21 protein-coding genes and 1 tRNA gene are annotated in these 24,744 nt (G+C 38.6%); 19 read left to right on the forward strand and 3 right to left on the reverse strand.

What is annotated here, in order from left to right; all coding sequences use genetic code 11:
• The first annotated feature begins 380 nt into the window (after positions 1-380).
• The 8 genes from glyQ to nblB all read left to right on the forward strand — a co-directional run bounded on the left by glyQ (position 381) and on the right by nblB (position 9,006).
• A complete protein-coding gene (gene glyQ / locus IQ247_RS11205) occupies positions 381-1,259 on the forward strand; it encodes a glycine--tRNA ligase subunit alpha (protein WP_193919994.1) in 879 nt (292 codons plus the stop codon).
• Between the two features lie 719 nt (positions 1,260-1,978).
• Positions 1,979-2,458, forward strand: coding sequence for a DUF4079 domain-containing protein (locus IQ247_RS11210; RefSeq protein WP_193919913.1), 480 nt, complete (start codon positions 1,979-1,981; stop codon positions 2,456-2,458).
• A 126-nt stretch (positions 2,459-2,584) separates the two neighbouring features.
• Positions 2,585-4,969: a ComEC/Rec2 family competence protein gene (locus tag IQ247_RS11215; RefSeq protein ID WP_193919915.1), complete on the forward strand. Its 2,385-nt coding sequence runs from the start codon at positions 2,585-2,587 to the stop codon at positions 4,967-4,969.
• A gap of 72 nt (positions 4,970-5,041) precedes the next feature.
• A tRNA-Ser gene (locus IQ247_RS11220) sits at positions 5,042-5,128 on the forward strand.
• Between the two features lie 199 nt (positions 5,129-5,327).
• The gene (locus IQ247_RS11225) at positions 5,328-6,359 is read left to right on the forward strand and encodes an SGNH/GDSL hydrolase family protein (RefSeq protein ID WP_193919917.1); all 1,032 of its coding nucleotides are present in this window, start codon (positions 5,328-5,330) and stop codon (positions 6,357-6,359) included.
• A 240-nt stretch (positions 6,360-6,599) separates the two neighbouring features.
• Positions 6,600-7,643 carry a M42 family metallopeptidase gene (locus tag IQ247_RS11230; RefSeq protein WP_193919919.1) on the forward strand — a complete coding sequence of 348 codons (1,044 nt, stop codon included), beginning with the start codon at positions 6,600-6,602 and terminating at the stop codon, positions 7,641-7,643.
• A gap of 111 nt (positions 7,644-7,754) precedes the next feature.
• Positions 7,755-8,219 carry a CBS domain-containing protein gene (locus IQ247_RS11235; protein WP_193919921.1) on the forward strand — a complete coding sequence of 155 codons (465 nt, stop codon included), beginning with the start codon at positions 7,755-7,757 and terminating at the stop codon, positions 8,217-8,219.
• Positions 8,220-8,352: 133 nt separating this feature from the next.
• On the forward strand, positions 8,353-9,006 hold the full coding sequence (nblB, locus tag IQ247_RS11240; protein WP_193919923.1) for a phycobilisome degradation protein NblB: 654 nt from the start codon (positions 8,353-8,355) through the stop codon (positions 9,004-9,006).
• Positions 9,007-9,123: 117 nt separating this feature from the next.
• Here the strand turns inward: nblB and IQ247_RS11245 are convergent, their stop codons facing one another.
• The gene (locus IQ247_RS11245; protein ID WP_193919925.1) at positions 9,124-9,516 is read right to left on the reverse strand and encodes a hypothetical protein; all 393 of its coding nucleotides are present in this window, start codon (positions 9,514-9,516) and stop codon (positions 9,124-9,126) included.
• 194 nt (positions 9,517-9,710) lie between these two features.
• Here IQ247_RS11245 and hslO point away from each other — a divergent pair, with 194 nt between their 5' ends.
• The 5 genes from hslO (at position 9,711) to IQ247_RS32525 (ending at position 15,456) form a co-directional block, all read left to right on the forward strand.
• Positions 9,711-10,616, forward strand: coding sequence for an Hsp33 family molecular chaperone HslO (gene hslO / locus IQ247_RS11250; protein ID WP_193919927.1), 906 nt, complete (start codon positions 9,711-9,713; stop codon positions 10,614-10,616).
• 178 nt (positions 10,617-10,794) lie between these two features.
• Positions 10,795-12,861 carry a chromosome segregation ATPase gene (locus IQ247_RS11255; RefSeq protein ID WP_193919929.1) on the forward strand — a complete coding sequence of 689 codons (2,067 nt, stop codon included), beginning with the start codon at positions 10,795-10,797 and terminating at the stop codon, positions 12,859-12,861.
• Between the two features lie 292 nt (positions 12,862-13,153).
• Complete coding sequence (locus tag IQ247_RS11260; RefSeq protein WP_193919931.1) at positions 13,154-14,002, forward strand: hypothetical protein; 849 nt, start codon at positions 13,154-13,156, stop codon at positions 14,000-14,002.
• 54 nt (positions 14,003-14,056) lie between these two features.
• Positions 14,057-14,500: a hypothetical protein gene (locus IQ247_RS32520; RefSeq protein ID WP_228059651.1), complete on the forward strand. Its 444-nt coding sequence runs from the start codon at positions 14,057-14,059 to the stop codon at positions 14,498-14,500.
• A gap of 230 nt (positions 14,501-14,730) precedes the next feature.
• A complete protein-coding gene (locus IQ247_RS32525; RefSeq protein WP_228059652.1) occupies positions 14,731-15,456 on the forward strand; it encodes a hypothetical protein in 726 nt (241 codons plus the stop codon).
• 275 nt (positions 15,457-15,731) lie between these two features.
• Here IQ247_RS32525 and crtD read toward each other — a convergent pair whose 3' ends face one another.
• Entirely contained in the window at positions 15,732-17,231 is a 1,500-nt protein-coding gene (gene crtD / locus IQ247_RS11270; RefSeq protein WP_193919933.1) for a C-3',4' desaturase CrtD, read from the reverse strand.
• A 320-nt stretch (positions 17,232-17,551) separates the two neighbouring features.
• Here crtD and IQ247_RS11275 point away from each other — a divergent pair, with 320 nt between their 5' ends.
• A complete protein-coding gene (locus tag IQ247_RS11275) occupies positions 17,552-18,841 on the forward strand; it encodes a M16 family metallopeptidase (RefSeq protein ID WP_193919935.1) in 1,290 nt (429 codons plus the stop codon).
• A gap of 281 nt (positions 18,842-19,122) precedes the next feature.
• The gene (locus tag IQ247_RS11280; protein WP_193919996.1) at positions 19,123-19,989 is read left to right on the forward strand and encodes a fructosamine kinase family protein; all 867 of its coding nucleotides are present in this window, start codon (positions 19,123-19,125) and stop codon (positions 19,987-19,989) included.
• 290 nt (positions 19,990-20,279) lie between these two features.
• Here the strand turns inward: IQ247_RS11280 and IQ247_RS11285 are convergent, their stop codons facing one another.
• Positions 20,280-21,146 carry a WYL domain-containing protein gene (locus IQ247_RS11285; protein WP_193919937.1) on the reverse strand — a complete coding sequence of 289 codons (867 nt, stop codon included), beginning with the start codon at positions 21,144-21,146 and terminating at the stop codon, positions 20,280-20,282.
• A 108-nt stretch (positions 21,147-21,254) separates the two neighbouring features.
• Here IQ247_RS11285 and cas3 point away from each other — a divergent pair, with 108 nt between their 5' ends.
• The 4 genes from cas3 to IQ247_RS11305 all read left to right on the forward strand — a co-directional run bounded on the left by cas3 (position 21,255) and on the right by IQ247_RS11305 (position 24,595).
• The gene (gene cas3 / locus IQ247_RS11290) at positions 21,255-23,432 is read left to right on the forward strand and encodes a type I-D CRISPR-associated helicase Cas3' (protein ID WP_193919939.1); all 2,178 of its coding nucleotides are present in this window, start codon (positions 21,255-21,257) and stop codon (positions 23,430-23,432) included.
• A 313-nt stretch (positions 23,433-23,745) separates the two neighbouring features.
• Complete coding sequence (locus tag IQ247_RS11295) at positions 23,746-23,973, forward strand: hypothetical protein (protein WP_228059653.1); 228 nt, start codon at positions 23,746-23,748, stop codon at positions 23,971-23,973.
• 13 nt (positions 23,974-23,986) lie between these two features.
• The gene (locus IQ247_RS11300; RefSeq protein WP_193919943.1) at positions 23,987-24,232 is read left to right on the forward strand and encodes a DUF433 domain-containing protein; all 246 of its coding nucleotides are present in this window, start codon (positions 23,987-23,989) and stop codon (positions 24,230-24,232) included.
• Between the two features lie 3 nt (positions 24,233-24,235).
• On the forward strand, positions 24,236-24,595 hold the full coding sequence (locus IQ247_RS11305; protein ID WP_193919945.1) for a DUF5615 family PIN-like protein: 360 nt from the start codon (positions 24,236-24,238) through the stop codon (positions 24,593-24,595).
• Positions 24,596-24,744 lie beyond the last annotated feature (149 nt).

Genomic DNA, 24,744 nt, shown 5'->3' on the forward strand with positions numbered 1-24,744 from the left:
CTGGCTTTCAAACAAATATATAGTTTTCTTGGTTCGGAACCCTTGAGTTGTCGTCGCTTTCGCGTCTCTCTCTCTCAGGCACTTATACATAGTATCGAGAGAATTTGTTTGTGTCAACTCTTTTTTCAATTTTTTTTGATCTTTTTTTATTTCAGAGCTTGAAACCTATACGCATCAAGGGTTGTAAGTTTAAAAAAATTTTCTTCGGTGGTGCTTGTGATTCCGATTCTGCCTCCAAGGGGTTGGAGTGGACTTTGAAAATTAATTGAAACTGATTGGAAGCTGGGCGCGATTGAAGCAGAACAATCGAAAAAGTCTTCTTGACGCTTCAAGTTTGAGCAACAATAGTTTATGCATTGTTGGCTTAAGGGAGAATAATGATGAATTTTCAATCTGCGATCGCGGTTTTAAATGAATTCTGGAGCAGTCAAGGTTGTTTGATTGCTCAGCCCTACGATATAGAGAAAGGAGCGGGGACTAAAAATCCGCACACTTTTTTAAGGGCTTTGGGGCCAGAACCGTGGTCAGTGGCATATGTAGAACCTTGTCGTCGTCCTACAGACGGACGTTTTGGAGAAAATCCCAATCGTTTTCAATACTATTATCAGTACCAAGTTTTAATCAAACCTTCACCGGATAACATCCAAGAAATTTATTTGGATTCGTTGAAGGCTTTAGGAATTCGACCAGAAGAACACGATATTAGATTTGTAGAAGATAATTGGGAAGATGCAACGGTTGGTGCTTGGGGAACTGGTTGGGAAGTTTGGCTCGATGGAATGGAAGTTACTCAATTCACTTACTTCCAACAATGTGGGGGGATTGATTGTCGTCCAGTTTCGATTGAAATGACTTATGGACTGGAACGATTGGTAATGTACCTCCAAGAAGTAGAAGCAATTACCAAGATTGATTGGACGGACAAGATTAAATATGGTGACGTTCATCTGATCGGAGAAATTGAGCAGTGTACCTACAATTTTGAAGCTTCAAATCCGACTATGCTGCTGACACTATTTAATATGTATGAGGAAGAAGCCAAGCAATTAACCGAAAAAGGTTTGGTTTTACCCAGCTTGGACTACATTATGAAGTGTTCCCATACTTTTAATTTATTGGACGCGAGGGGTGTAATTGCAGTTACAGAAAGAACTCGCTATATTGGTCGAATTAGAAGTTTAGCAAGAAAAGTAGCACAACTTTATGTAGAGCAGCGAGAAAAATTAGGTTTTCCCTTGTTGAACAAAGTTGTTGCGTGAAGAAATACTAGTAGTCTATTTCATTAGTTATGCGGGGTTGTAGAGACGCGAAATTTCGCGTCTCTACATGGTTTCGGGGATAAATGAACCCGTCAGAATAAATGAAAAGAACCACTAGTACTCCACCACATAAGTTATGAGGGGTAATCAATGTAATATTGTAGGTTGGGCTGTTCGCGCAAGCGTTGCGAAGCAAAACGTAGTGGAGCCTCGGCACCCGCGTTGGGTTGCGCTATGTCCTGTCGGACAGGCTTCGCCAACGCTTAACCCAACCTACGAAGAGGTATTTTAACTCCTCAAAATTAATGTGGTGGACCACTAGTATTCCAGTACATTACTCCCTTCCCGGCAGAAGATTACCGATAAAAAAAACCGCAGAGACGCAGAGTACACAGAGGAAAGAGGTTTCATAGAAATAGGTAATTTTCCAGCGGGATAGGAGTAATTATGCGGGGTTTTTATTGTAGTCCGACCGGGAATCTAATTCCCAGTCCAATAGCACAAGTCCGATGAATAGGACTAAAAATCAATCAGGAACCTAGTGGAATATGATTACAGCACAGCGGGAATAAACCTTTAAACACTCTTGTAAGCTTGCAATATAAGCTTTTGCGCCTTCTACTTCCTGATTTTTTTCCTGGCTTCATGTACTAATAGTATTAATAGCTAAATCCTCTGCAATAATTTTAATGTTGCCAAAACACGAATTTATTTAAATAATGACTAATCTGAGTGAAATATTAGAACCTATTGCGGCTTGGTTTCGTTCTTTAGGTGTTCCCGAACCAATAGTACATTGGGGACATCCGGCTATGATGGGGATTGTAATCTTTGTAATGGGTACCTTTGTGGGAGTAACAGGTTGGCGATCGCGACTTACGGAAGATAAAGAAGTTGCCCTTAAAAGTCGCAGTGGTCATCGTAAACTAGCACCCTGGATGTTTCTATTTATGATGCTGGGTTCGGTTGGTGGAGTTTTGTCTTTAGTGATGCAACACCAACCGATTTTAGAAAGCTCTCATTTTTGGACTAGCTCAATTGTATTGATACTATTAGCAATCAACGCCGGAATTTCCTTAACAAAGTTTGGAGGCAATCAACCGGGTTTACGAGCGCTTCATGCTTACTTAGGTAGTACTGCACTTTGTGTGATGCTTTTACACGCTATACTTGGTTTTAGATTAGGTATATCTATTTAATTTATCTCGCGGCTAACCGTTATCTTTAATAACTTTGTACCCTTCCTTGGTGAGGAAGGGATAAAATTTTTATTAATTATTTCTCAAATATTTCTCAAATATTTCTCAAATATTTCTTAAAACCTAATGATTCAAGCTCCTGGTGTAATTATCTGTCTTAGCTATATTCTAGGGTTGCTTTTGAGTACAACTCCTTGGGGTGGAATATTAATATTATCTGTAAGTGTCGTTGCGGCAGTTATTTTTCAGAGACAGCGTGTTCTTTCTAAAAAAATTGCTTTACAAAAAACTAAATCTCCACAAGCAAAGAAAGCAGCGCATAGTTTAAAAACTACTGTTCATCCCAGAATATTGTTAATTGCTGGTTTATTAGGTTTTTTAGCAACAGTATATTTTCAACTACGTCTTCCAGAACCTGAAGCTAAAGATATCAGCAATTTTGTTCCTGTTGGAAATAGCAGAAATCAAGAACAACTTGTGATTGTTCGAGGCGATGTAATAACTATACCCCGCTTAACTCGTTCTGGAAGAGGTCAATTTTGGCTACAAGCAACTCAACTTTCCGAAGTTACAAATAAACAACAAGAACAAAAAACTAGTAGAGGAGTTTCGGGAAAGTTATACGTAACAGTACCTATACTCAAATCCACTGCTTTATACCCCAATCAACAAATTGAAGTGACTGGAGTTTTGTATAAACCTAACTCAGCATTCAATCCTGGTGGTTTTGACTTTGAAAAGTATTTACAAAAGCAAGGTGCTTTTGCGGGCTTAAGTGGAAGACAATTAAAATATTTTGACTACTATCATCAATGGGGATGGTGGAAGTTACGACAGCGAATAATCAGCTCGCAAGTTAGATGGCTGGGTGTTCCAGAAGGTCCCCTGGTTAGTGCTATGGTTTTAGGAAGCAAAGCGGTTGATTTACCCTATTCGACTAGAGATCTATTTGTACAAACAGGATTAGCTCATTCCATAGCTGCTTCGGGATTTCATACTTCGTTAATTTTAGGTTTAGTTTTAGGTTTAACGAAACGTTTTACGAGAAAAACTCAATTTATTTGCGGTTGTTTAGCATTAATTGTGTTTTTAAGCTTGACTGGTTTTCAACCTTCGGTTTTGAGAGCTGTAATTATGGGATTTGCAGCTTTAATTGGTATCGGATTGAAACGAAAGATTAAACAGTTAGGCTCATTAATAGTTGCAGCAACTCTACTATTATTAATTAATCCGCTTTGGATTGAAGATTTAGGATTTCAATTGAGTTTTTTAGCAACCTTGGGTTTAATTACTACGGTACCATCAATAACTAAACGTTTGGGATGGCTACCACCAACTATTGCATCTTTGATTGCAGTTCCTTTAGCTGCAACCATTTGGACTTTACCTTTACAACTATATGTATTTGGAGTTGTACCATCCTACGGAATATTGCTGAATATTATCAGCACACCTTTAATCTCTATTATTAGTATTGGTGGTATTCTCAGTGCTGTCGCGGCATTAATTTTACCTTTTGCAGGAAGTGTTTTGGCTAGTGTTTTACATTACCCAACCGATTTATTAATCAAAATAGTAGAATTTTTCCGCAACTTACCAGGAAATTCAGTTGCAATTGGTACGATCGCAATTTGGCAAGTAATAACGATTTATGGACTAATTTTCGTGACTTGGCAGATACGTTGGTGGCAAAAACGCTGGTTTATTGCAGCTTTAATTTCGATGGGTTTAGTATTTATTCCTGCTTGGCATTCGGCAAATAATTTGTTTCGCATTACCCTATTAGCAGCCGAGAGAGAACCAGTTTTAGTCATTCAAGACCGAGGCAAAGTAACAGTAATTAATAGCGCAGATGAAGATATCGCACGCTTTACAATAGTACCATTTTTACAGCAGCAAGGTGTAAATCTAATCAACTGGGCAATTGCAGGGGATTTTCAAAACGACGGTAGTAACGGTTGGTTAGAAATAATGGAACGTTTATCCATACAAAACTTTTATGACTATTCTCCCAGCCCTAATAGTGCTTTGACTCAAAAAGCCATTCAAGCAGAAATACAGCAGGATAAAGGAATATACCAAGTTGTATCTTTAGGTCAAGCAGTAAATACTGGTTCGGCAAACATACAGTTAATTAACAATAAATTGCCCATAATACAAATGCAAATTGGCGATATGTCGAAGATATCAGGCTCCGCGTCGTATCGCTCTTGGTTATTTGTCGGGAATACCGAACCAAACGAGCTGCGTCAGTTAATCGAAAGTCAAAGTTTACCTCGTCCACAAGTTCTTTGGTGTCCGACTAAATCCCTAAAAGAACTAGTGATTGCCCTACAGCCAGAAGTTGCGATCGCACCCGATCCTAATCTTGAAGCCAAGGATATCTCGGTACTCAATCAAAGCAAAACACAATTGTTCTTCACCGGGCGCGATGGTGCAATTCAGTGGACACCCCAACGATTATTTGAAACATTCGTTCAAAATACAGAAAACGCTACGTCGTTACTCTAATACTTCCTTTAATTTGTTGATAAATTCGCTCAACATATGATATTTTATCAAGATAGGCAAAATATGCCTTGTGGAGAGGTGGCAGAGCGGTTGAATGCGGCGCACTCGAAATGCGTTATACCCTCACAGGTATCGGGGGTTCGAATCCCCCCCTCTCCGTTTAATTAGCAATTTTAAAGAAACTGTAAATTAATTAATTTAGACTGCGGGGAATATACTTAATTTAGAAGTTAAACAGTATATTGAAAAGCAAGGAAGTGAGTCAACGGTCAAGTTAAAAACCGTCTCTTCTCGCTTTGATTCCTGCTCCCAAGAGTCGGGATTTATATTGTTTACCTTATAAGCAAATAAAAATAAGATGAAAAAAGTATTTGCAGCCGCAGGATGTGTTCTATTTTCGTTTATGCTCTCGCCGAAAGCAATGGCTGGGAATTTCAGTCAATTTAGTCAATTTTATGTATTTGGCGATAGTCTATCAGATACAGGTAATGTATTTGCGGCTACAGAAGGTTTAACAAATCCCGAAACTGCAATTCCTCCTAACCCTCCTTACGCTCCAGGACGTTTTTCTAATGGAAATATATGGGTAGATTTTGTTGGAAAGGAGATCGGTTTAATTCCAACTACATTTATTCCACCACAAGTCAATATTCCCACAGAAGGTATTAACTTTGCCATTGGTGGTTCTTCAAGTGGTTTAAATAATGCTTTGGTTCCTGATGCACCTTTACCAGGAGTTTTAGGACAAGTCGGTTTATTTACCCAAAATTTAATCGCAAATAATCAAAAAGCAGATCCAAATGCACTTTATACTTTATGGGGAGGTGCTAATGATTACATCTTTGGTAATGTTACAGACCCCAATCAAACAGTCAGCAATTTATCACAAGCAATTGAGTCATTAACTCAAGCAGGTGCGAAAAATATCGCAGTTTTCAATCTACCAGATTTAGGTGAACTTCCATTTGCGATCGCCACAAATACTTCTGCTCAATTAACTCAACTCACCCTTAGTCATAATGCAGCATTAGAGCAGGCTTTGAATAGTTTGAGTGGAAATTCAGATATTAATATCATTCCCATTGATGTCAATTCTTTATTTAATAGAATATTAGCCAGTCCCGGAGAGTTTGGTTTTACACAAAATCCAGCGATTCCTTGCGTGGTGGGAGACTTGAATAATATTACTAGCGTATGCGATAACCCCGACGAATTTATCTTCTTCGACGCTGTACATCCGAGTTCACAAAGTCATCGTTTAGTAGCAGATGTAACATTAAGTGCAATTAAGCATGAAACTGTCTCCGAACCTTCTACATTGTTAAGTAGTTTAGTGATTGGTGCTATGGGTACTGTAGGAGTGTTAAGACAACGTAGAAAAATATCATAATTAACCTAGAGACGAAAAGAATCTGTAAAACCTTAACTTTTCCTGGTGTAAGAAGTCGGGTTTTTATGAGGACAGAACTTACGCAGTTGTCACAAAACCCTGGTTGATGCCGTACTCTCACTTTCATCTGATTGCGTTAAGAATCAGTCAGTGTAGAAGCCGAGCAGAATATGCCAGTTGCCGTCATTCCTATTCGTGTCTAACCCAACCTACAAAGTAATTACTAATTACAAATTAATAATGTGGGATTACCAGCAATTATTTGAAATAATCGCAGAATTAGTTATGCATCATTCTCCGAGTGGTGCAGAAACAGAGATTAACCAATATTTAATGCAGCGATTTACGGCTTTAGGTGTAGAAGTATGGCTTGATAGAGCCGATAATATTATTGCCAAAATTCCTGGAAAAACAAACGAATATCCCATTGCGATAACTGCTCATAAAGATGAAATTGGCGCAATTGTCAAGACTATTGGTGAAGCGGGTAAAGTTGAAGTTCGCAAACTAGGAGGTGCTTACCCATGGGTTTACGGTGAAGGTGTAGTGGATTTACTCGGAGATAATCAAACTATTAGCGGTGTACTCAGCTTTGGTTCCCGTCACGTATCTCATGAATCACCACAGAAAATCTTTCAGCAAGATGTGGCAGTCAAATGGGAAGATGCTTGGATTGAAACAAAATGCAGCACCTTAGAGTTAGAAAATGCTGGTATTCGTCCGGGAACCAGAATGGTTATCAGCAAACATCGCAAGCATCCCATTCGTTTAAAAGACCATATTGCCAGCTACACATTAGATAATAAAGCTTCAGTTGCTATTTTGCTTGCTTTAGCAGAAAAAGTAAAACAGCCAGCAGTAGATGTATATTTAGTTGCTTCAGCAAAAGAAGAAGTTGGAGCAGTTGGAGCGCTTTATTTTTCTCAAAATCAGCATTTAGATGCCTTGATAGCTCTAGAGATTTGTCCGCTTGCTAGGGAATATCCCATAGAAGACAGTAAAAATCCGGTAATACTTTATCAAGATAGCTACGGAATTTACGATGAAAATCTCAACGGACAACTTCGTAATTGCGCGAAAAAATTAGATATGTCCTTACAATTAGCAACTCTCAGTCAATTTGGTAGTGATGCTTCAATTGCCATGAAATTCGGTCACGTTCCCCGTGGTGCCTGTTTAAGCTTTCCGACTCAGAATACTCACGGATACGAAATTGCTCATTTAGGGGCGATCGCCAACTGTATAGATTTATTGAAAGAGTTTTGCGAAAATGAATTTGAATAAGTATTAGAACCAATAACTATCAATTAAGTAACGATGTATTAACCCTCCGAGCTTCAGAGCCGCAATTTCTTACAATAATTGCAGGGTATACAAAAATAATCAAATAAATAAATGCTAAAAACCGTTGCTGAAGTAATGACTCCCAATCCAATAACAGTAAAGGTAGAAACTCCTTTACGGGAAGCGATTAAAATTCTAGCAGAAAAAAATATTAGCGGCTTACCTGTTGTAGATGATGCGGGGCAATTAATCGGCATTATCTCAGAAACAGATTTGATGTGGCAGCAAGCTGGTGTTACTCCACCGGCATACATTATGATTCTTGATAGCGTAATTTATTTAAAAAATCCTGTTGATTACGAACGCGAGTTACACAAGGCTTTAGGACAAATTGTCGGAGAAGTAATGAGTAAAAAACCCATTACTATTTCAGCCGACAAGCCTTTAAGAGAAGCTGCGAAATTAATGCGCGATCGCAAAATTCATCAGTTACCTGTTCTTGATGATTCCGGGCAATTAGTTGGTATTCTGGCACTAAACGACATTATTCGCGAAATGGCAGCATCTCAAGGTTAGCTAATAGTTAGTGGTTAGTGGTTAGTGGTTAGTGGTTAGTCGATGGTAGAAGAATTAACAACTATCAATTATCAACTATCAACCAACAACCATCCAATATCAAATAACATTTTAATTAGAGAGAATAATCAAAATGAGTATTACTCCCGAAACCGTAAAACAAAAGCTAGCAAGTGAAGATTTGGGTGAGCGATTGCGTGGAGTGAATGAAATTCGTCAGTTAGAACCAGCAATTGGTTTTGAGCTAGTTCAAAGCGCTATTAAAGATAAAAATGCTCGGGTGCGATACTCTGCTGTAAGTCAGTTCGATACTTTAGGAGGACAAGATTTAGATAAATCCCTTCAGATATTACGAGAATTACTTGAAGATCCAGAAGCAGACGTACAAGCAGCAGCAGCAGATTGTTTGGGAGGTTTAAAATTAGTCGCTGCTTTTGACGATTTACAACAACTTTATCAATCGACAAGTGAATGGATTGTCAAATTAAGCGTTATTGCAGCGTTGGGAGAATTAGGTGAACCACGGGGTTTTGAAATGCTTAAGCAAGCACTTTCTGAGGAAAATGATTTGGTGAAAACTGCTGCTATTAGTTCTATGGGAGAATTAGGGAACTCCGAAGCAGTATCAGTATTAACACCTTATGCTACTAACTCAGATTGGCAAATCCGCTACAGAGTTGCTCAAGCTTTAAATCGCTTAGGTACCCCAGCAGCTAAATCTGTGTTAGAAAATTTGGCAAATGATCAAGTTGAAGCAGTTGCAGAAGAAGCCAAGAAAAGTAGTTGACAGTTGACAGTTGACAGTTGGCAGTGGATGGTCGATAGTCGATAGTAATTACTGTAAGAATTGATAACCAACAACCAACAACTATCAACCATCAACTAACAACTATCAACCAACAATTCAACCACCACTTTGCTTCGATTTCAAATATTGACGCAAGCTAAATAAATTTACTGACTGACCTAAAGACAATGGTAACATAGATATCCCTTCTAGTCGAGACTGTACCCAACCGTCTCCCCAATACCACTCATGAAATCCGTCAATTCCTTGACTTAGTAGTAAACGTAAGGTATTAGGAGTTGCGACATCTACTTGATGATGAATTGATACGAGTCCAATACGAGTGGTAAACTCAAATCCAGTGGAGAGTTCTTCTGGCATTCCAGAAGGAAGGCTGGCAGTAGGTAACCATTTTCCTAATTGGGTTGGGTGTAAAAGGCTTTCACTAATTAGCTGTTGCGACGCATCTATTTCAATTCGCAGTTGACTCTTTTGAAAACTACCAAGCATTTTTTACCAAAATATTTGAGTTGATAATTTATAGTATGGCGAAAATTTGGTTAATGTTTGCCCATTAAAAAAATTATGTCTTGATTGTTTTTCCCCTAATTCAATTAACAAGCATTTTTATAATCTTGAAATCTCTCAAAATAAACATCTTACAATAGATAAAGTTTGTATTTTAAGAAATGTAAGGTTAGTCAATGGCGGATCAATTAATTCGCGCTACAGCAGCAGACGGTGGAATTCGTGCAGTAGGTGCTATTACTACAAAGTTAACCGCAGTTGCACGAGAGCGTCATAAACTTTCTTATGTAGCTACAGCTGCATTAGGTAGGACTATGACGGCAGGTTTATTGATGGCTTCTAGTATGAAGCGTGTTGACTCAAGGGTCAATATCCGAATTAAAGGCGATGGACCCTTGGGTGGTATATTGGTAGATGCAGGGTTAGATGGGACTGTACGCGGTTATGTAGGAAATCCAAGTGTTGAATTGCCTCCTAATGCTCAAGGAAAATTAGACGTTGGAGGTGCAGTTGGCAACGGATTTTTGTATGTAGTGCGCGATGTCGGTTACGGCTACCCTTATTCAAGTACGGTAGAACTAGTTTCTGGTGAAGTGGGAGAAGATGTAGCTCATTATTTAGTAACTTCGGAGCAAACACCTTCAGCTGTCGTCTTAGGCGTATTTGTGGGAGCGCAAGGAGTGACAGCAGCGGGAGGTTTACTATTGCAAATTTTACCTAAAGCTGCAAGAGATGAAGCTTTAATAGAAACCTTAGAATCGCGTGTATCAGCCCTTCAGGGATTTACGCCTCTGCTACAATCTGGAAAAAATCTCACGGAAATTTTTCAAGATATTTTAGGGGACATGGGGCTGCATATTTTTCCAGAAACCCAAATGTTACGGTTTCATTGTAGTTGCTCTTTTGACAGAATGTTAGGAGCGTTAAAAATTTTGGGAGAAGCAGAACTAGAGGATATGATTGCCAAAGATGATGGTGCAGAAGCTACTTGTGATTTTTGTGGCGAGGTATACCTTGCCAATAGCGACCAATTAGCCCAGCTAATCGCCGATTTACAAGCAGACTCCTCTGTATCGCAGTAAAGGTATAAAAAAGTCTTAATAAAAAGTAGGAAGTAATGGTATCTATGAAGATATTGCGCTGTAAAGATAGCTTTTTTTATAAAAAATTACAATTTTTTTTATAAATTAAAAGTTATTATAGCAACTACTTCGCTTCCTCTAATCAACAAACCCTTGTTAATATAATGTGGTGTGAGAGATGGCAGAACGGGATATTCCAGAAGACTGGTCATCAGCGAGGAGAACGCAGTCAGATGAAGTGACTCGATTATTCAACACGGAACAATTGGCTAGTCATAAGTCTGGTGTCCCGACTACTGGTTCTAGCGCTAATTCAGTGTCAAGTAAAAACAAAAGCAATTCAAAAAAATTGGCTTTTAAAAGTCATTCAAAAGAAAGTATTCCGGCAAATAGTGATTCGAGAAAATTGCCGAAATGGCTTACAAGTTGGGTTTTGTGGGCGTTTTTATTAGCTTTCATTCCTGGTACAATCGGATTTATGGCAATGGCAATTCTGTTAAAGTTGCCCTCAGCACCCAACTGTCCTTCAATTTTCTGGCCTTTGGCTAGTGCTTCAGTACGAATGCACTGCGCTGAAGTAGCAGCTTCTAAAGAAACGGTCAAAGATTTGCTACAAGCAATTGATTTGGTCAAGAATTTGCCAGAGAATCATCCATTACGTGCCGAAATTGACCGTTCTATGGAAGAATGGTCTCGCAGAGTACTAGACTTAGCCTCGGAAAGTTTCCAAGAAGGTAAATTAGAGGAAGCGATTGAGATTGCGCGTAAGTTACCTACAGATGTTTCTGTTTCTAAATTGGTAGATGACCAAATTAACAGCTGGAGGTTAACTTGGTCAAAAGCTGAGGATATTTACAAAGAAGCAGAAGAGGAAATGCGCGAACAGCGCTGGAATCAAGCTTTCATGGTGTCGGCAAAATTGCTACGTTTAGATAATAGATTTTGGTCTAGTGTCAAGTACGATGAATTAAATAACTTGATTGTTACAGCCAGAGAAGATGGTGAAAAATTAGCACAAGCTGAAAGTTTAGCTAAAAGTAACAATGTAGATCAAATACTTAAAGCGATTAAACTAGCGCAATCGATTGCAAAAAACAGCTACATTTATCAAAAAGCTCAAGAAGCGATTCCAGAATTTGGACTTAATATACTGGAATTAGCAGAGAGGAAATTAGAGCAAAGGGATGCAGACGAAGCTATTTACATTGCTCAAAAAATTCCGCCGATTTCTGGAATAGAAGCGGAAACAACAGATTTTATATCTTTGGCTGAAGCGCAACGAAATGCTTGGACTGGGACAATTTCTGGTTTAGAAGCTGCAATTGTTTCTGCACAGCAAATTGATTCTAATCGACCAATTTATCAAAAAGCACAGAAACTGATTGCTAGTTGGCAATTGGAAATAGAAGATGTTTCTCGTTTGGAAAAAGCGCGAACCCTGGCTTCTCAAGGAACTATCGGAGATTTATCCGCTGCAATTGCAGAAGCAAGATTGATTCCTCAAAACAACCCCCGCGCTCAAGAAGCGAGGAAAGAAATTAACGATTGGTCAACTCAAGTACAGACTATTGAAGATCGACCGTTTTTAGAACGTGCTGAAGAACTCGCATTATTTGGAGATACTTCCTCCTTAAGAGCAGCGATCGCCGAAGCAAGTAGAATTGGTCGAGGACGTGCGTTGTATCGAGAAGCACAGAAAAAAATAGTGAGTTGGAACAGTAAAGTTCAGCAAACAGAAGACCAGCCTTACTTAGACCAAGCGCGATCGCTTGCTAATAGCGGTGATTTGAATGCAGCAATTAACACCGCTAGACAAATTAGGTCGGGAAGAGTACTCTCGCGACAAGCTCAAAGAGATATAAATGAATGGCAAGCTGAAGTAACTGCTAGAGACAGTTGGACAAGAGCGCGAGAAGTCGCATTACGTGGAACTCCCAACGCTTTATCCCAAGCAATTGCCTTAGCGCGGCGTGTACCTAGAGGTACGGCATTACGTTCTGATGCTAGAATTGCCATGGATCAGTGGAGTCAGCAATTATTAGACATAGCTCGCACTCAAGGTCAATCCGATATTATTCGTGCCATTGAAACAGCTAAATTGGTTCCCCAAGGTACACAAGCTTATAATGCAGCGCAAGACCAAATCCGTACTTGGCGCGATTTTCTCAATCCTCCCCAACCAGAACCACAACTAATTGAGCCAACAATTCCTGAACCCGAACCAGGAACTGGTAATACTTTGTAATTAGGTAATTGGGAATTGGTAATAGGTAATTGGTAATAGGTAATTGGGAATTGGTAGAAAATATTTGTTCTACTTGTTTAAATCTTAATTGAAGCCCTCTTTTATGGAGGGTTTTTTGTTAATAATATTTACCATTAAAATCCCTTCACAATTGATTTCAGTAACTTCTCGAATGTGCCAGCCCTCATTCTCAGAGTAAAAATGTCTTATGCCTATAAAAATTTCATAAAAAAGATAATTTTTAATTGCTAGAGCAAAATTATTAATTAATTAAAAATACTGGTTAAAAATAATGTTAAACAGCAATCTTAAGAAAAAAGCTATAGCCAAGTTGAAAGCTGCTGATCAAGAATATCAAATTATTGCAGCAGACGTTACCAAAAAAGCATCTGAACTATATGAAAAACGCAAAGCAACTGCTGAACAAATTATTCCGGCTTGCGAAAAGTATATTAATACCCTTGCCAACTCACCTAAAGAGTTCGATAAGTCAGTTTCTGAATTTAAGGTAGAGTTTACTAAGTTTTCTCAGGTAATCCAGCAAATTAAATTTGAGGCAGATAAAGCTGCCAAGGTGAGCGGCTTAATGGCAGGTGCTGGAACGACAACTGGTGTTGGTGTTGCAGCTTTTGCTCCAACTGCTGCGATGGCTATTGCTACTACCTTTGGTACTGCTTCAACCGGCACAGCTATTTCTGCTCTTTCAGGAGCAGCAGCAACAAATGCGGCTTTGGCGTGGCTCGGTGGTGGTGCTGTTGTTGCTGGTGGTGGTGGCATGGCAGCAGGTAACGCTCTACTAGCAATGGCTGGACCTGTTGGCTGGGCTATTGGCGGTACGGCTCTAGTGGGTAGTGTACTTTGGGCGGGACACAAAAATGAAGAAATTGCTCAAAAGGCTAATCAGGAAACAGCAAAAATTAAGTCAAAAACTGCGGTTTTAAACGCAGCTAAGGAAGAAATAGCCAAATTGTTTAAGTTAACTCAGGAACACGCTGATGGTGTAAACAGACAGTTAAATTTTCTCAAACAAGAAGCTCCTAGTAATTATCTAGACTTTAGCGATAACCACAAGATAAAATTAGCAGCTTTAATTAACAATATTCAGGCACTTTCCCAACTGCTCAACAAGAAATTAAGTTAACCAAAAGTATCGATGAAAGAAAATATTCATCAGACAAACCAGATAATTGGTGGGATGGTGGCAGGTGAAAATCTCCACCATACAGAACATCTCAAAGCTGCTCTAGAAAGACAAGATTCTGCTTTTACAAAAGCAATTGAACAAATTGATCAAGTACGAGATTTTATTGGAAGTCCAGAGCATATTTTAGGTAACAACCAAACCAAACATGGTGAGATTGCCGAGCAAGTTGAAGTAGGTATCCGTAATGCCAGGGACTATCTGCGACAGCAAGCCCCAAGTGCTACTTTTGATGGTGTTGGTCGAACAGCATCTGAAGACTATTTAATTGACGGTATTCAAGTTCAGTCTAAGTTTATCAATGGCGTTAATAAGAATTTAGATCATGTGTTAGATCACATGAGAAAGTATGAAACTTCGGCAGAGATGGTTCCTACTACCACATTCCAGAAGACTACTATGACACAATCAAAAAAGTTCTCAGTGGTGAGTCTGTAGAAGGGCTAACTGACCGTACAGTAGGTAAAATTCAGCAGAACGTACAAAAAATTGAAAAGCTTTCTGGCAAATCCTTTGATAGCGTTGTTAAACCTAGTAATTCCCAATACAGCGAAGTTCAGCAAGGTAAAATTCACGATACATTAGATAGCCATGAGCAAGAACTCAGTGGAGAAAACAAACGGATTAAGGAAAATATACAAACTGATACACAACCAAATTTAGGAGATATGGCTCAGGTAGCTGCCAAAGGCGCTCTCATTGGTGGTGGAATTCGGTTAGCTTTCAAATTGTATGAAAAGTATAAGCAGGGCAAGAATCCTTTTCAAGGAAATTACACCATGGAAGATTGGCAGGAATTGGGAATTGATACTGCCAAGGGAGCAACTGTTGGTGGAATTGCTGCTGCTACCATCTATGCTTTGACTAATTATGCAAGTTTGTCAGCTCCTTTAACTGCTTCTTTTGTTAGTGCAAGTCAGTCAGTTGCCAGTCTCGTCAAAAGTCTCAATTCAGGGGAAATTTCCTTTGATCAATTTACTGAGATGAGTCAGTTAGTTTGTATAGAATCAGCCGCAGTCGGTTTAGCTTCTGCTCTTGGACAGGCTGTTATTCCAGTTCCAATTCTAGGCGCGGTTCTGGGAACAATTGCTGGTCGTATGGTTATAAATTTTAGTAAAAAATATTTTGTTAAGCAAACTGAAGGCTTGAAACATCGCATGGAAGAATACTACAATCAGTGCCTTACTAAAATTGATCAAACTTACCAAGCAGTAGTGTCGAGAATAATTGCTGAATATGAAAAGCTTGGCGATTTAACAAAAGCAGCATTTGATATAAGTAAAAACATAACGCTAAGGCTTCAAGCTAGTATTGAATTGGCAGAAGCTTATGAGGTTTCAGATGCCAAAATTATTCGGAATATTAATGAACTTGATGCTTTTATGTTATCTTAAATTTTGCATTGCTGATTTGATGTATGAAAATGATTTTGCGTGATTTTGAAAACCTTGGGAGACGTGTTAGCGAAGCTTGCCCGGAGGGCATTGTATCACGTCTCTACATTTAAAATTCATACTTGGATTCAGTAACGCCTTAAATTTTTCTAATTACTAATCTTACTAATCATAATTACAGAAGTCGGGTTTTTACAACAATATTGGTAACATCATAAAATACTCATAAAAACCCGACTTCTTACCCCACGAAAAATTAAGGTTTTACAAGTTTTTTAACTTTCAATCTGCCTTACCACCGTCAAAGCTGAATAACTGACTCCCGCAGTACCTTCACCGGGATGAGTAGAATCACCTACTAACCACAAATTCTTGATCGGTGTACGATTAGCAAAACCAAAAGGACCAAAAGTCGGGATTCGTTGACCAATTCCACCGACAATTCCTTGATCTCTAGCTGTAAAATTATAAAAAGTACGCGGTGTCGCTGCTTCTACATGAATAATCGTTTCTGGTTTTAAGTAGAAGAATTTACTCAGATGAGATATAGCTTGTTGTGTAAAAGACTGCTTTAAATCCTCGTAATTATCCTGATTAAACCATCTATCTACATCTACAAAAGAAGAAGCAATAATTGTGGCTTTGCCCGCAGCAGCACGACCATCACCAGGACGACTCACTGAAACAAATAAGGAATTATTTTCCCCAATCGGACCATTTGCATCGTAGAGAAACTGTAAATGTGGCGGACATTCGGGGGGAATTGCACTCTCATCAACCCCTAAATAAATGACAAACGCTCCTGATGCGGGAGCTAAGTTTTTAACTCGCTTTTTATAACCCCTAGGAGCTTTTTCTCCAAGCAACTGTACTAAATTTTGTACTGTGACATTAGCAACTACATGGTCTGCCGGTTCAGTCCAGGATTCTCCAGTTTTTTGGTTACGAATAACTACTCCACTAACTCGATTATTTTCTACTTTGATATGTTCTACTGTATGACGCATTAATAATTTACCACCGTCCCTTTCCAAGGATTCTACAAGGCGATCGCTCAATACCTGCATACTTGCTTCCAGGTGGTACAATCCTTGCGGTTCCTGGGATACGCTCAATGCAGTTGCGGCATAAAGTAGGGCTGTTTCCTCTGCATTTACCTGGGAATACAGCTTTAATTGCAAATCTAAAAATGTCCGTAAGCGGTGATTATTTCCTTGTCCGGTAAAACGTAAAGCATCCCCAACAGTAAACAAAGTATAGGGAACCGTAACTAAAGTATCCAGACGCACGGCTGTGGTTAATTGTAATAAATCCCACCAATTACGTGGTGGTAATACGGGGTCGCGGGCTTGAAATTTCCAACTTGCTTTAAATAAAGTTGAGAGTAAATTCCAAAAAGGTTCACTACCCCGGAACTGTCGCGATCGTTCTTCTTGCCATTTCTGGGGATTGCGCCAAACGTTAATCGGAGTAGTTTCTCCGGGTAAGTATACCGCACAAGCAGGGTCGCAAGGTGTAGCCTGTGGTAACTCTATTTCTAATTCGGAGAAAATCCGGTGATGAATTCCTCCCGGTTCCAAACCTGCTACTTGAGTTGCACCGACATCAAAAGTAAAACCCTTACGTTTGAAAGTAGAAGCACAACCCCCCGGTACAAGTGCTTGATCGAAAATCAATACTTCATAACCTCTGCGTGCTAATAAAGCCCCAGCGGTAAGTCCGCCAATTCCAGCACCGATAACGATTACACGGGATTTCCCCGAACCATTTGACATTGATAGTTAGTTTACATATTTTAATATTTATATTTATTATTTTATAGCTTTTGGAGATGTAATTAACTGAAGACGCGATGTAATGCCTTATGACGCTATCGCGTCACGCTTTGCTAACAGGCACGCTTCGCTAACGTGTCTCTACATTCTTTTTCCGAGATGTCTATAGTCTGGGGCAGTTTTTTAATGGGTAATTTTTTGCCGAGAAGAAAGTAATTTAGAACTTATTCCGTAAAATCTCTTAGGGAAAGAATATTTTTGGTATTTAAATAAGTTCTAGTTATGATAAAGAAGTAAGACGCTTTGATTAATAACTACAAATGTCCTCAACTCTGCTAGAATTTTCTCGTCTAAATGCCCCGAAGCTACAGCACTTACCCAATGGTTTGACGATAGTAGCAGAGCAAATGCCAGTAGAAGCAATTAACCTCAATTTATGGGTTAATGTGGGTTCTATTGCCGAAAGTGATGCGATTAATGGTATGGCTCACTTTTTAGAGCATATGATTTTTAAAGGAACTAAACGACTAGCAAGCGGAGAATTTGAACGTAGAATTGAAGAGCGTGGTGCCGTGATGAATGCTGCTACTAGTCAAGATTATACTCATTATTATGTAACTACTGCTCCTCAAGATTTTGCAAAACTTGCACCTCTGCAAATTGATGTAGTAATGAATGCTTGTATTCCCGATGATGCTTTTGAACGGGAACGTTTGGTAGTGCTTGAAGAAATCAGACGTAGTGAAGATAATCCCCAACGTCGTAATTTTGCCAGAGCAATGGAAACTGCTTTTTCCAAGTTACCATATCGTCGTCCGGTGTTGGGACCTGAAGCAGTAATTTCTCAACTCAAAGTAGAGCAAATGCGTTGTTTTCACGCTCAAAATTATCAACCAAAGTCGATTACTGCTGTTGCTGTCGGTAATTTACCAGAAGAGGAGTTGATTGATATTATCGCTGAAAGCTTTGCTAATGTTGAAATGCGAGATAATGGTAATATAGAAACTCAAGATATAACTTCTTTACAGCCAGAACCAGCATTTACAGAAATTGTTCGCAGAGAATATGTTGACGAAAGTCTTCAACAAGCAAGATTAATCATGATGTGGCGGGTTCCTGGGTTAATGCAGCTAAGTCAAACTTATGCGCTAGACGTACTTTCCGCTATTTTAGGACACGGACGTACATCTAGATTATGGCAGGATTTACGGGAAGAACGGGAACTGGTTCACTATATATCTGTAAGTAATATGACTAATCAGTTACAGGGAACTTTTTACATTGCAGCCCATTGTGAGGTAGAAAATTTAGCTTCCGTTGAACAAGCAATAGTTGAACATATTCGCAAAATTCAAATAGAAATAGAAGAATCAGAAATCAGCCGAGTTCGCAAACGTGTAGCGAACAGGTTTATTTTTGGTAATGAAAGACCGAGCGATCGCGCTAATTTATATGGATATTATCAAACTTTAGTCGGCGATTTAGAACCAGCTTTTGATTTCCCTTATCATATCCAATCACAAAATGCAGATACTTTAATGCAAGCTGCAAAAACATATTTATCTACTGATGCTTATGGAGTGGTGGTGTTGAAACCGAAAGAGAGTTAGGAGTTAGGAGTTAGGAGTTAGGAGTTGGGAGTTGGGAGTTGGGAGTTGGGAGTTGGGTCTAATATCAATTAGGATTTTATTATTATGAGTTATGAATTATTTCTAATTTTTCATATTACAGCATAATTATTTCATGTTAATTAATTGCGATTAGACAGGCAAAATTAACTTACCACAAGATTTTTAGATTAAATATTATGTTTTATGTGATTGTAAAATACTGTAAATTGACAATTCATTACTTCTAACTCATAACTCCTCACTCCTAACTTTTTCAAATGATGTGGACTGAAATTGACGCTCAAATTAGCCAAGCGACTGGTGAACTATTCCAAACTCAGCAGCGACGAAGTGTTTCTGGTGGGTGCATCAATCAAGGTTATTCTCTTAGTGATGGTACAAAAACTTATTTTGTGAAGTTAAATCAAGCTTCTCAAGTAGCAATGTTTGCAGCGGAAGCTTTGGGTTTACAACAAATGTACGATACTAATACTATCCGCGTTCCCAAACCAATTTGTCATGGTGTTGCGGGAAGTTCCTGCTATATAGTATTGGAATGGTTGGAAATGGGTAGAGGTAATAATAAATCCTCAGAAGAAATGGGTAGGAAATTAGCCCAATTGCATCGAAAATCCCTTAGTCAGAAATTTGGTTGGGATATGAATAATACCATCGGTTCAACTCCACAAATTAATACTTGGACTGATGATTGGGTGGAATTTTTTACTCAGCATCGTTTGGGATATCAATTTCAATTAGCTAAGCGTCGTGGTGGTAGTTTTCCTCAAGCAGAGGAATTGTTGTGTGCAATTCCAGAATTATTAACAGGACATAAAGTGCAGCCTTCTCTGGTACATGGTGATTTGTGGGGAGGTAATGCTGGGTTTACAGTAGATGGGGAACCTGTAATTTTTGACCCCGCTACTTATTATGGCGATCGCGAAGTTGATATTGCAATGACGGAAGTTTTCGGTGGTTTCTCAGCAAGTTTTTACCACGGTTATAATGAGGTTTTTCCGTTGGATGATGGCTACGAACAACGGAAGACTTTGTATAATTTGTATCATATCTTGAATCACTTCAATTTGTTTGGTGGTGGATATGGTTCACAAGCCAATGGGATGATTGAGCGAATTTTGCGGGGTTGAGGAGAATAAAAACCAGATTTTTGATACCGTTTTATTTTAATCGTGATATGCATCTATGTAGAGACGTTGCAGTGCAACGTCTCCTTATATTTTAATTTCTACGAGCAACTTTACCTGCTTTTTGCGAATTGACTTGTGACAAATAACGCTTTGGAGAGACGTAGCAGGTGGGCTAAGAAGTCGGGTTTTTATGAGTGTTTTTTGGTTTTACGGATATATCCTAAAAACCCGACTTCTATGGAATTGACTGGTGACAAACAAAGACTTGGAGACGTAGCACTGCTACGTCTCTACATCATAATTTCCAAATCATAGGCTTGACACAGGGATTTAAGGTTTTCTCGAAAGCGCGATCGCACTTCTTCTGGTGATACGATTACGCAGTCTTTGCCGTATCTAGTAATTTCACGGAAAAACCAAAATGTACCTGATATATTTCTGACAATTCTTTTTATAGGTGGTTCTCTTTCCAATTCGCTGACAAATATATCTTCTGTTTTGCGTTCGTAAGCGAAGGCTAAACCACCATAAACATGAAATTCTACTGGTATTGTTTCTAAATCATTTAACCAAGCTTTATTAATTGAAACCACCGCAGCTTCTTGAATTCTATCTAAACGTAATGTCCAATTATGGCGCAATCCTTCCACATCCTGATTACCTTCAGATTCTTCTGCTCGACACATCAAATACTGACGCTTTTCTATAGAAACAATTTGAGCGTGTAAAACAGTGTAACTCCATAAACGGTCTGCTGCATCTCGGTAGGAAAGCCGAAATGGTTGCTGTCGGTGAATCAAGTTATCTATTTGTTGCCTCCAAGCTGGTAAAGGATTATCAAGAAAGGTTTCGATTTCTTCACGGAAAGGAAGAGTTAATTCGCTTCTAGATTGTAATAACTGGGCTATTTGCTTTGCCTCATCGGTTTTACCCAAGTCTATCAAGGCTTTACGGGCTGTTTCTAATGCTTTGATGCGTTCGTTTGTCCAATTGTTGTTAGGGGCAATAATTAACTGACGACGCGCTATTGATTCGACTAGCTTTGAGATGTTAGGGCGATCGCCCCAGTTACACCCAAACTCTAGCGCTAGGTTTTCTAATTCGGCTTTATCTCTATCTGAAATTGATAGTGTTATCGACTGACCTTTTCTACTCATTTATTTGTACGGACATTTTTATACGGATATCTCTTGTCAATCTCTATTTTGCATGGCAATATGGGGATTAACAACAAGTTACGGACACTGTTTAAGGAATAAAGGAATATGTCCGAATTTAGCATTAAACTCAAATCTGTATATTCTTGTCGTGCTTCGGAGATACTACAGGGTGTAAATTTACCAAGTGGTTGGTCGCTTTCTTGGCATCAATTAGAAACTTTAAAAGCATTACGTGATCCTAATATTGACGTAATTATCAATACAGCGATGACGGGTGATGGTAAAAGTTTAGCAGCATATTTAGAAGTTCTCCAAGGAGAATTCTCAGCGATTGGATTGTATCCTACGAATGAACTTGCTCGCGACCAAGAAATACAAATTAAAGGATATATTGATATATTTAAACCTATCAATAATCCTCGGATTGCCAGGTTGAGCAGTGCAGAATTAGAAATTTATGCTGAAAATGAAGGATTGAGAAAAAGTGCGGCTATTTCAACTTTGACAAACCAAAGAGAAATAATACTTACTAATCCTGATATTTTACATTATTTACATCGTGGTGCTTATTTAATTCCTGGTGATAGTCCTGATAAATTATGGGGAAGAATTGACAAAGATTTTGATTTATTTATTTTTGATGAGTTTCATATTTTTGCAGCACCACAAATTGCTAGTGTAATTAATACGATGTTGTTGATTAACTGTACTAATCGGCGCAAAAAATTTCTGTTTCTTTCAGCCACACCAGATACAGAGTTTATTAATAAGTTAAAAAAAGCAGGTTTTCGTTGCAAAGAAATTAATCCTCTAGATAATCATAAATACGAATTCTCTGAGAATTTAGAGCAAGAAGAAGAATTAAAACAACAAAATTGGCGGCAGGTATCACGTTCTATCAACCTAAATTTTATTTCTTTAGAACCATCTTTTAAAGCATCGGAAACTTGGTTAAAAGAAAATAGTAATCTGATTTTGGAATATTTTCAAAATAATCCAGGTAGTAAAGGTGCAATTATTCTTAATTCTATAGCTGCTGTTAAAAGGCTTGTACCATTCTTCCAAGATATTTTTCAAGCACATCAGTTAACAGTAGGAGAAAATACTGGTTTATCAGGAAAAGAAACAAGAGAAAAATCACTTTTAGCTGACTTGGTTTTTGGTACTAGTACTATTGATGTCGGTGTGGATTTTAAAATTAATCTTTTATTATTTGAGTCTTCTGATGCAGGTAATTTTATTCAGCGTTTGGGAAGATTGGGAAGACATGATGGTTACGAAAAAGATGGTGAGAAAATTAAGTTTGAGAAATATACAGCTTATGCACTAGTACCGAATTTCTTAGTCGAGCGCTTATTTTTAGGAGATAATCCACCTTTAGAAAATAGTCAAAATTGCGATCGCGCATTTCTCAACACCACAATCAAAGACAAATATCGCCAAATAAACGATTTTCGTGGATATTACCAGCGTTGGGGTGCGGTACAGTCAGTTAAAATTTGTTGGGAACTAAAGCATAAAACTATTGAGCAGCGGTATTTAGGTAGTTTAAAAGCATTTAGTCAAGCTTGCGAAAGTGTATTTAATACTAGTTTAAAATCTATTGCAGGACGTGTATTAAGTTGGGCAAAAGATTGGAAAAATATTTCCGGTAAATCTGGTAATCCCATTGCTGAAGATGCTTCTAGTTTTCGGGGTTCAAGTTCTTTGCAATGTGGTTTGTACGATTTAACAGAGGAAAACGAAGTAGACAGGTTTAAAACCTATGATTTACCGGGAATATTGGGTAATTTAGATATCGAAATGTGGACAGAAGCAGGATTTATACGGACACTCAAAGAAACCGCACAACGTACCGGAGAAGCAATTCCTAAAGGTAAGTATGAGCATTGCTTGGGATTTATGAAGTTGCGTAACTACCGGGAGGAAAGATTAAATTGGAAATTCGTCTATCCCGGAGACTTGCAAGCAATTGCAGACACATGGAAAGTGCAAGTGTTGACGGGGATTGAAGTTTGGCAACCGGACAATACTTATATCAGGGAAATTAACAAGCGCTTGAAAAAACAAGCTTTGGTTTGTTATGTGTTGCGTCGTCCTGTAGCAGAGGTGAGAAATAGATTACGCTTACCAATGCATTTTCAACTCTACTCGATATGCGATGAGCTTAGTTTACATGATAGTAGTGCGCCTTATGCGATCGCGTTTGGTCAGTCTGCGTTATTGCTGGATACTTTGGCTTACACCTTTAAGAGTAAGGGGGATGAAATATGGGTGGTTTAGCGTGAGAATCCCTGATAGGGATTAGCGACTTGCGTTTTATACAAGCGAGGGAGAAGCCAATCACTATAGAATAGCTCGTGTTTCAATCCCTGATAGGGATTAAGGTTTGACTGAGCTTTTCTCTCCCTACAAAAAAGGATAGCAAAATATTGAACTAAAATTTATAATGGTTACGAGGTATTCAATATAAACAGCGCTAGCCATTGGAGGTGTGTTAATGCTCAGTAATAATCCTGACCGGGGAACGTCGGTGCACTACGGCTCTGCCGAGAATCGGCGGAGTACCGGCGACTCCCACTTGGTCGATCTATTAATGAATGCTGATCTTGGGGAGATTTACCGAATTTTAATTCTTCGACTAATGGCTGAAAATTCCGGTTTTAAGCATCATATCGATACTCTAAAGTCACAAAATCAAGAAATATCACAAAGAATTGACAAATTGGAAAGTATTTATGAAGAGATTACTTATCTTAGACACATCGTTACTCGCAGCGAAGAATTGCAGAATCTTGTAGATTTTTATTGTCCACCTGATTAAACAAGAGTCAACAATGAACGAGCAAAAACTTTTAGAACGAATTACAGTCAACCCCAAAATATTTGGAGGTAAACCAATAATCCGCGATCGTCGTCTTGCAGTCGAACATATTTTAGGAATGTTAGCAGCAGGAGACACAACAGAAACCTTACTCGAAGCATATCCCTGGTTGGAACGAGAAGACATACAAGCTTGTTTAATTTATGCACGGAAGTTAGTTAGTCATGAACGTATCGAATTGTTACCAATGGAGTTTTAATGAGTGAAGATACTTCTGGATACTTGCATCTGGTTTGGGGTGCGAGATAGTTTATTAGCTGCTGGTTTTGATGTGGTGTGGACTGGAGATTGGGAAGAAGATCCAGGAGACGAAGAAATTTTAGCAACAGCTTACCGTGAAGGTCGAATTTTAGTCACCAATGACAAAGATTTTGGGGAATTAGCAATCGTGAGAGAAATTCCTCATTGTGGGATATTACGTTTAGTTAATCTCACAACAAAACAACAATCAACCGTGTGTTTACAGGTTCTTTCTAACTATGGAAATGAATTATTATCGGGTTCAATTATTACTGCTGAATTGGGAAGAGTCAGAATTAGACCACCTACAAATAAAAGTTAATTAGTGTTGGATGTGTATAGTGCAATCGCATAACCCACCACTGAATAAATTTTCACACAGAACACAACAGTGAACACACCAACAATCGAAGAACTTAAACAACTTGCTCAACAAATTCCAAAGAAAATTCCTTATCTGAAAATGTTAGT

The organism is Plectonema cf. radiosum LEGE 06105, from assembly GCF_015207665.1.
Classification (GTDB): domain Bacteria; phylum Cyanobacteriota; class Cyanobacteriia; order Cyanobacteriales; family Nostocaceae; genus Rivularia; species Rivularia radiosa_A.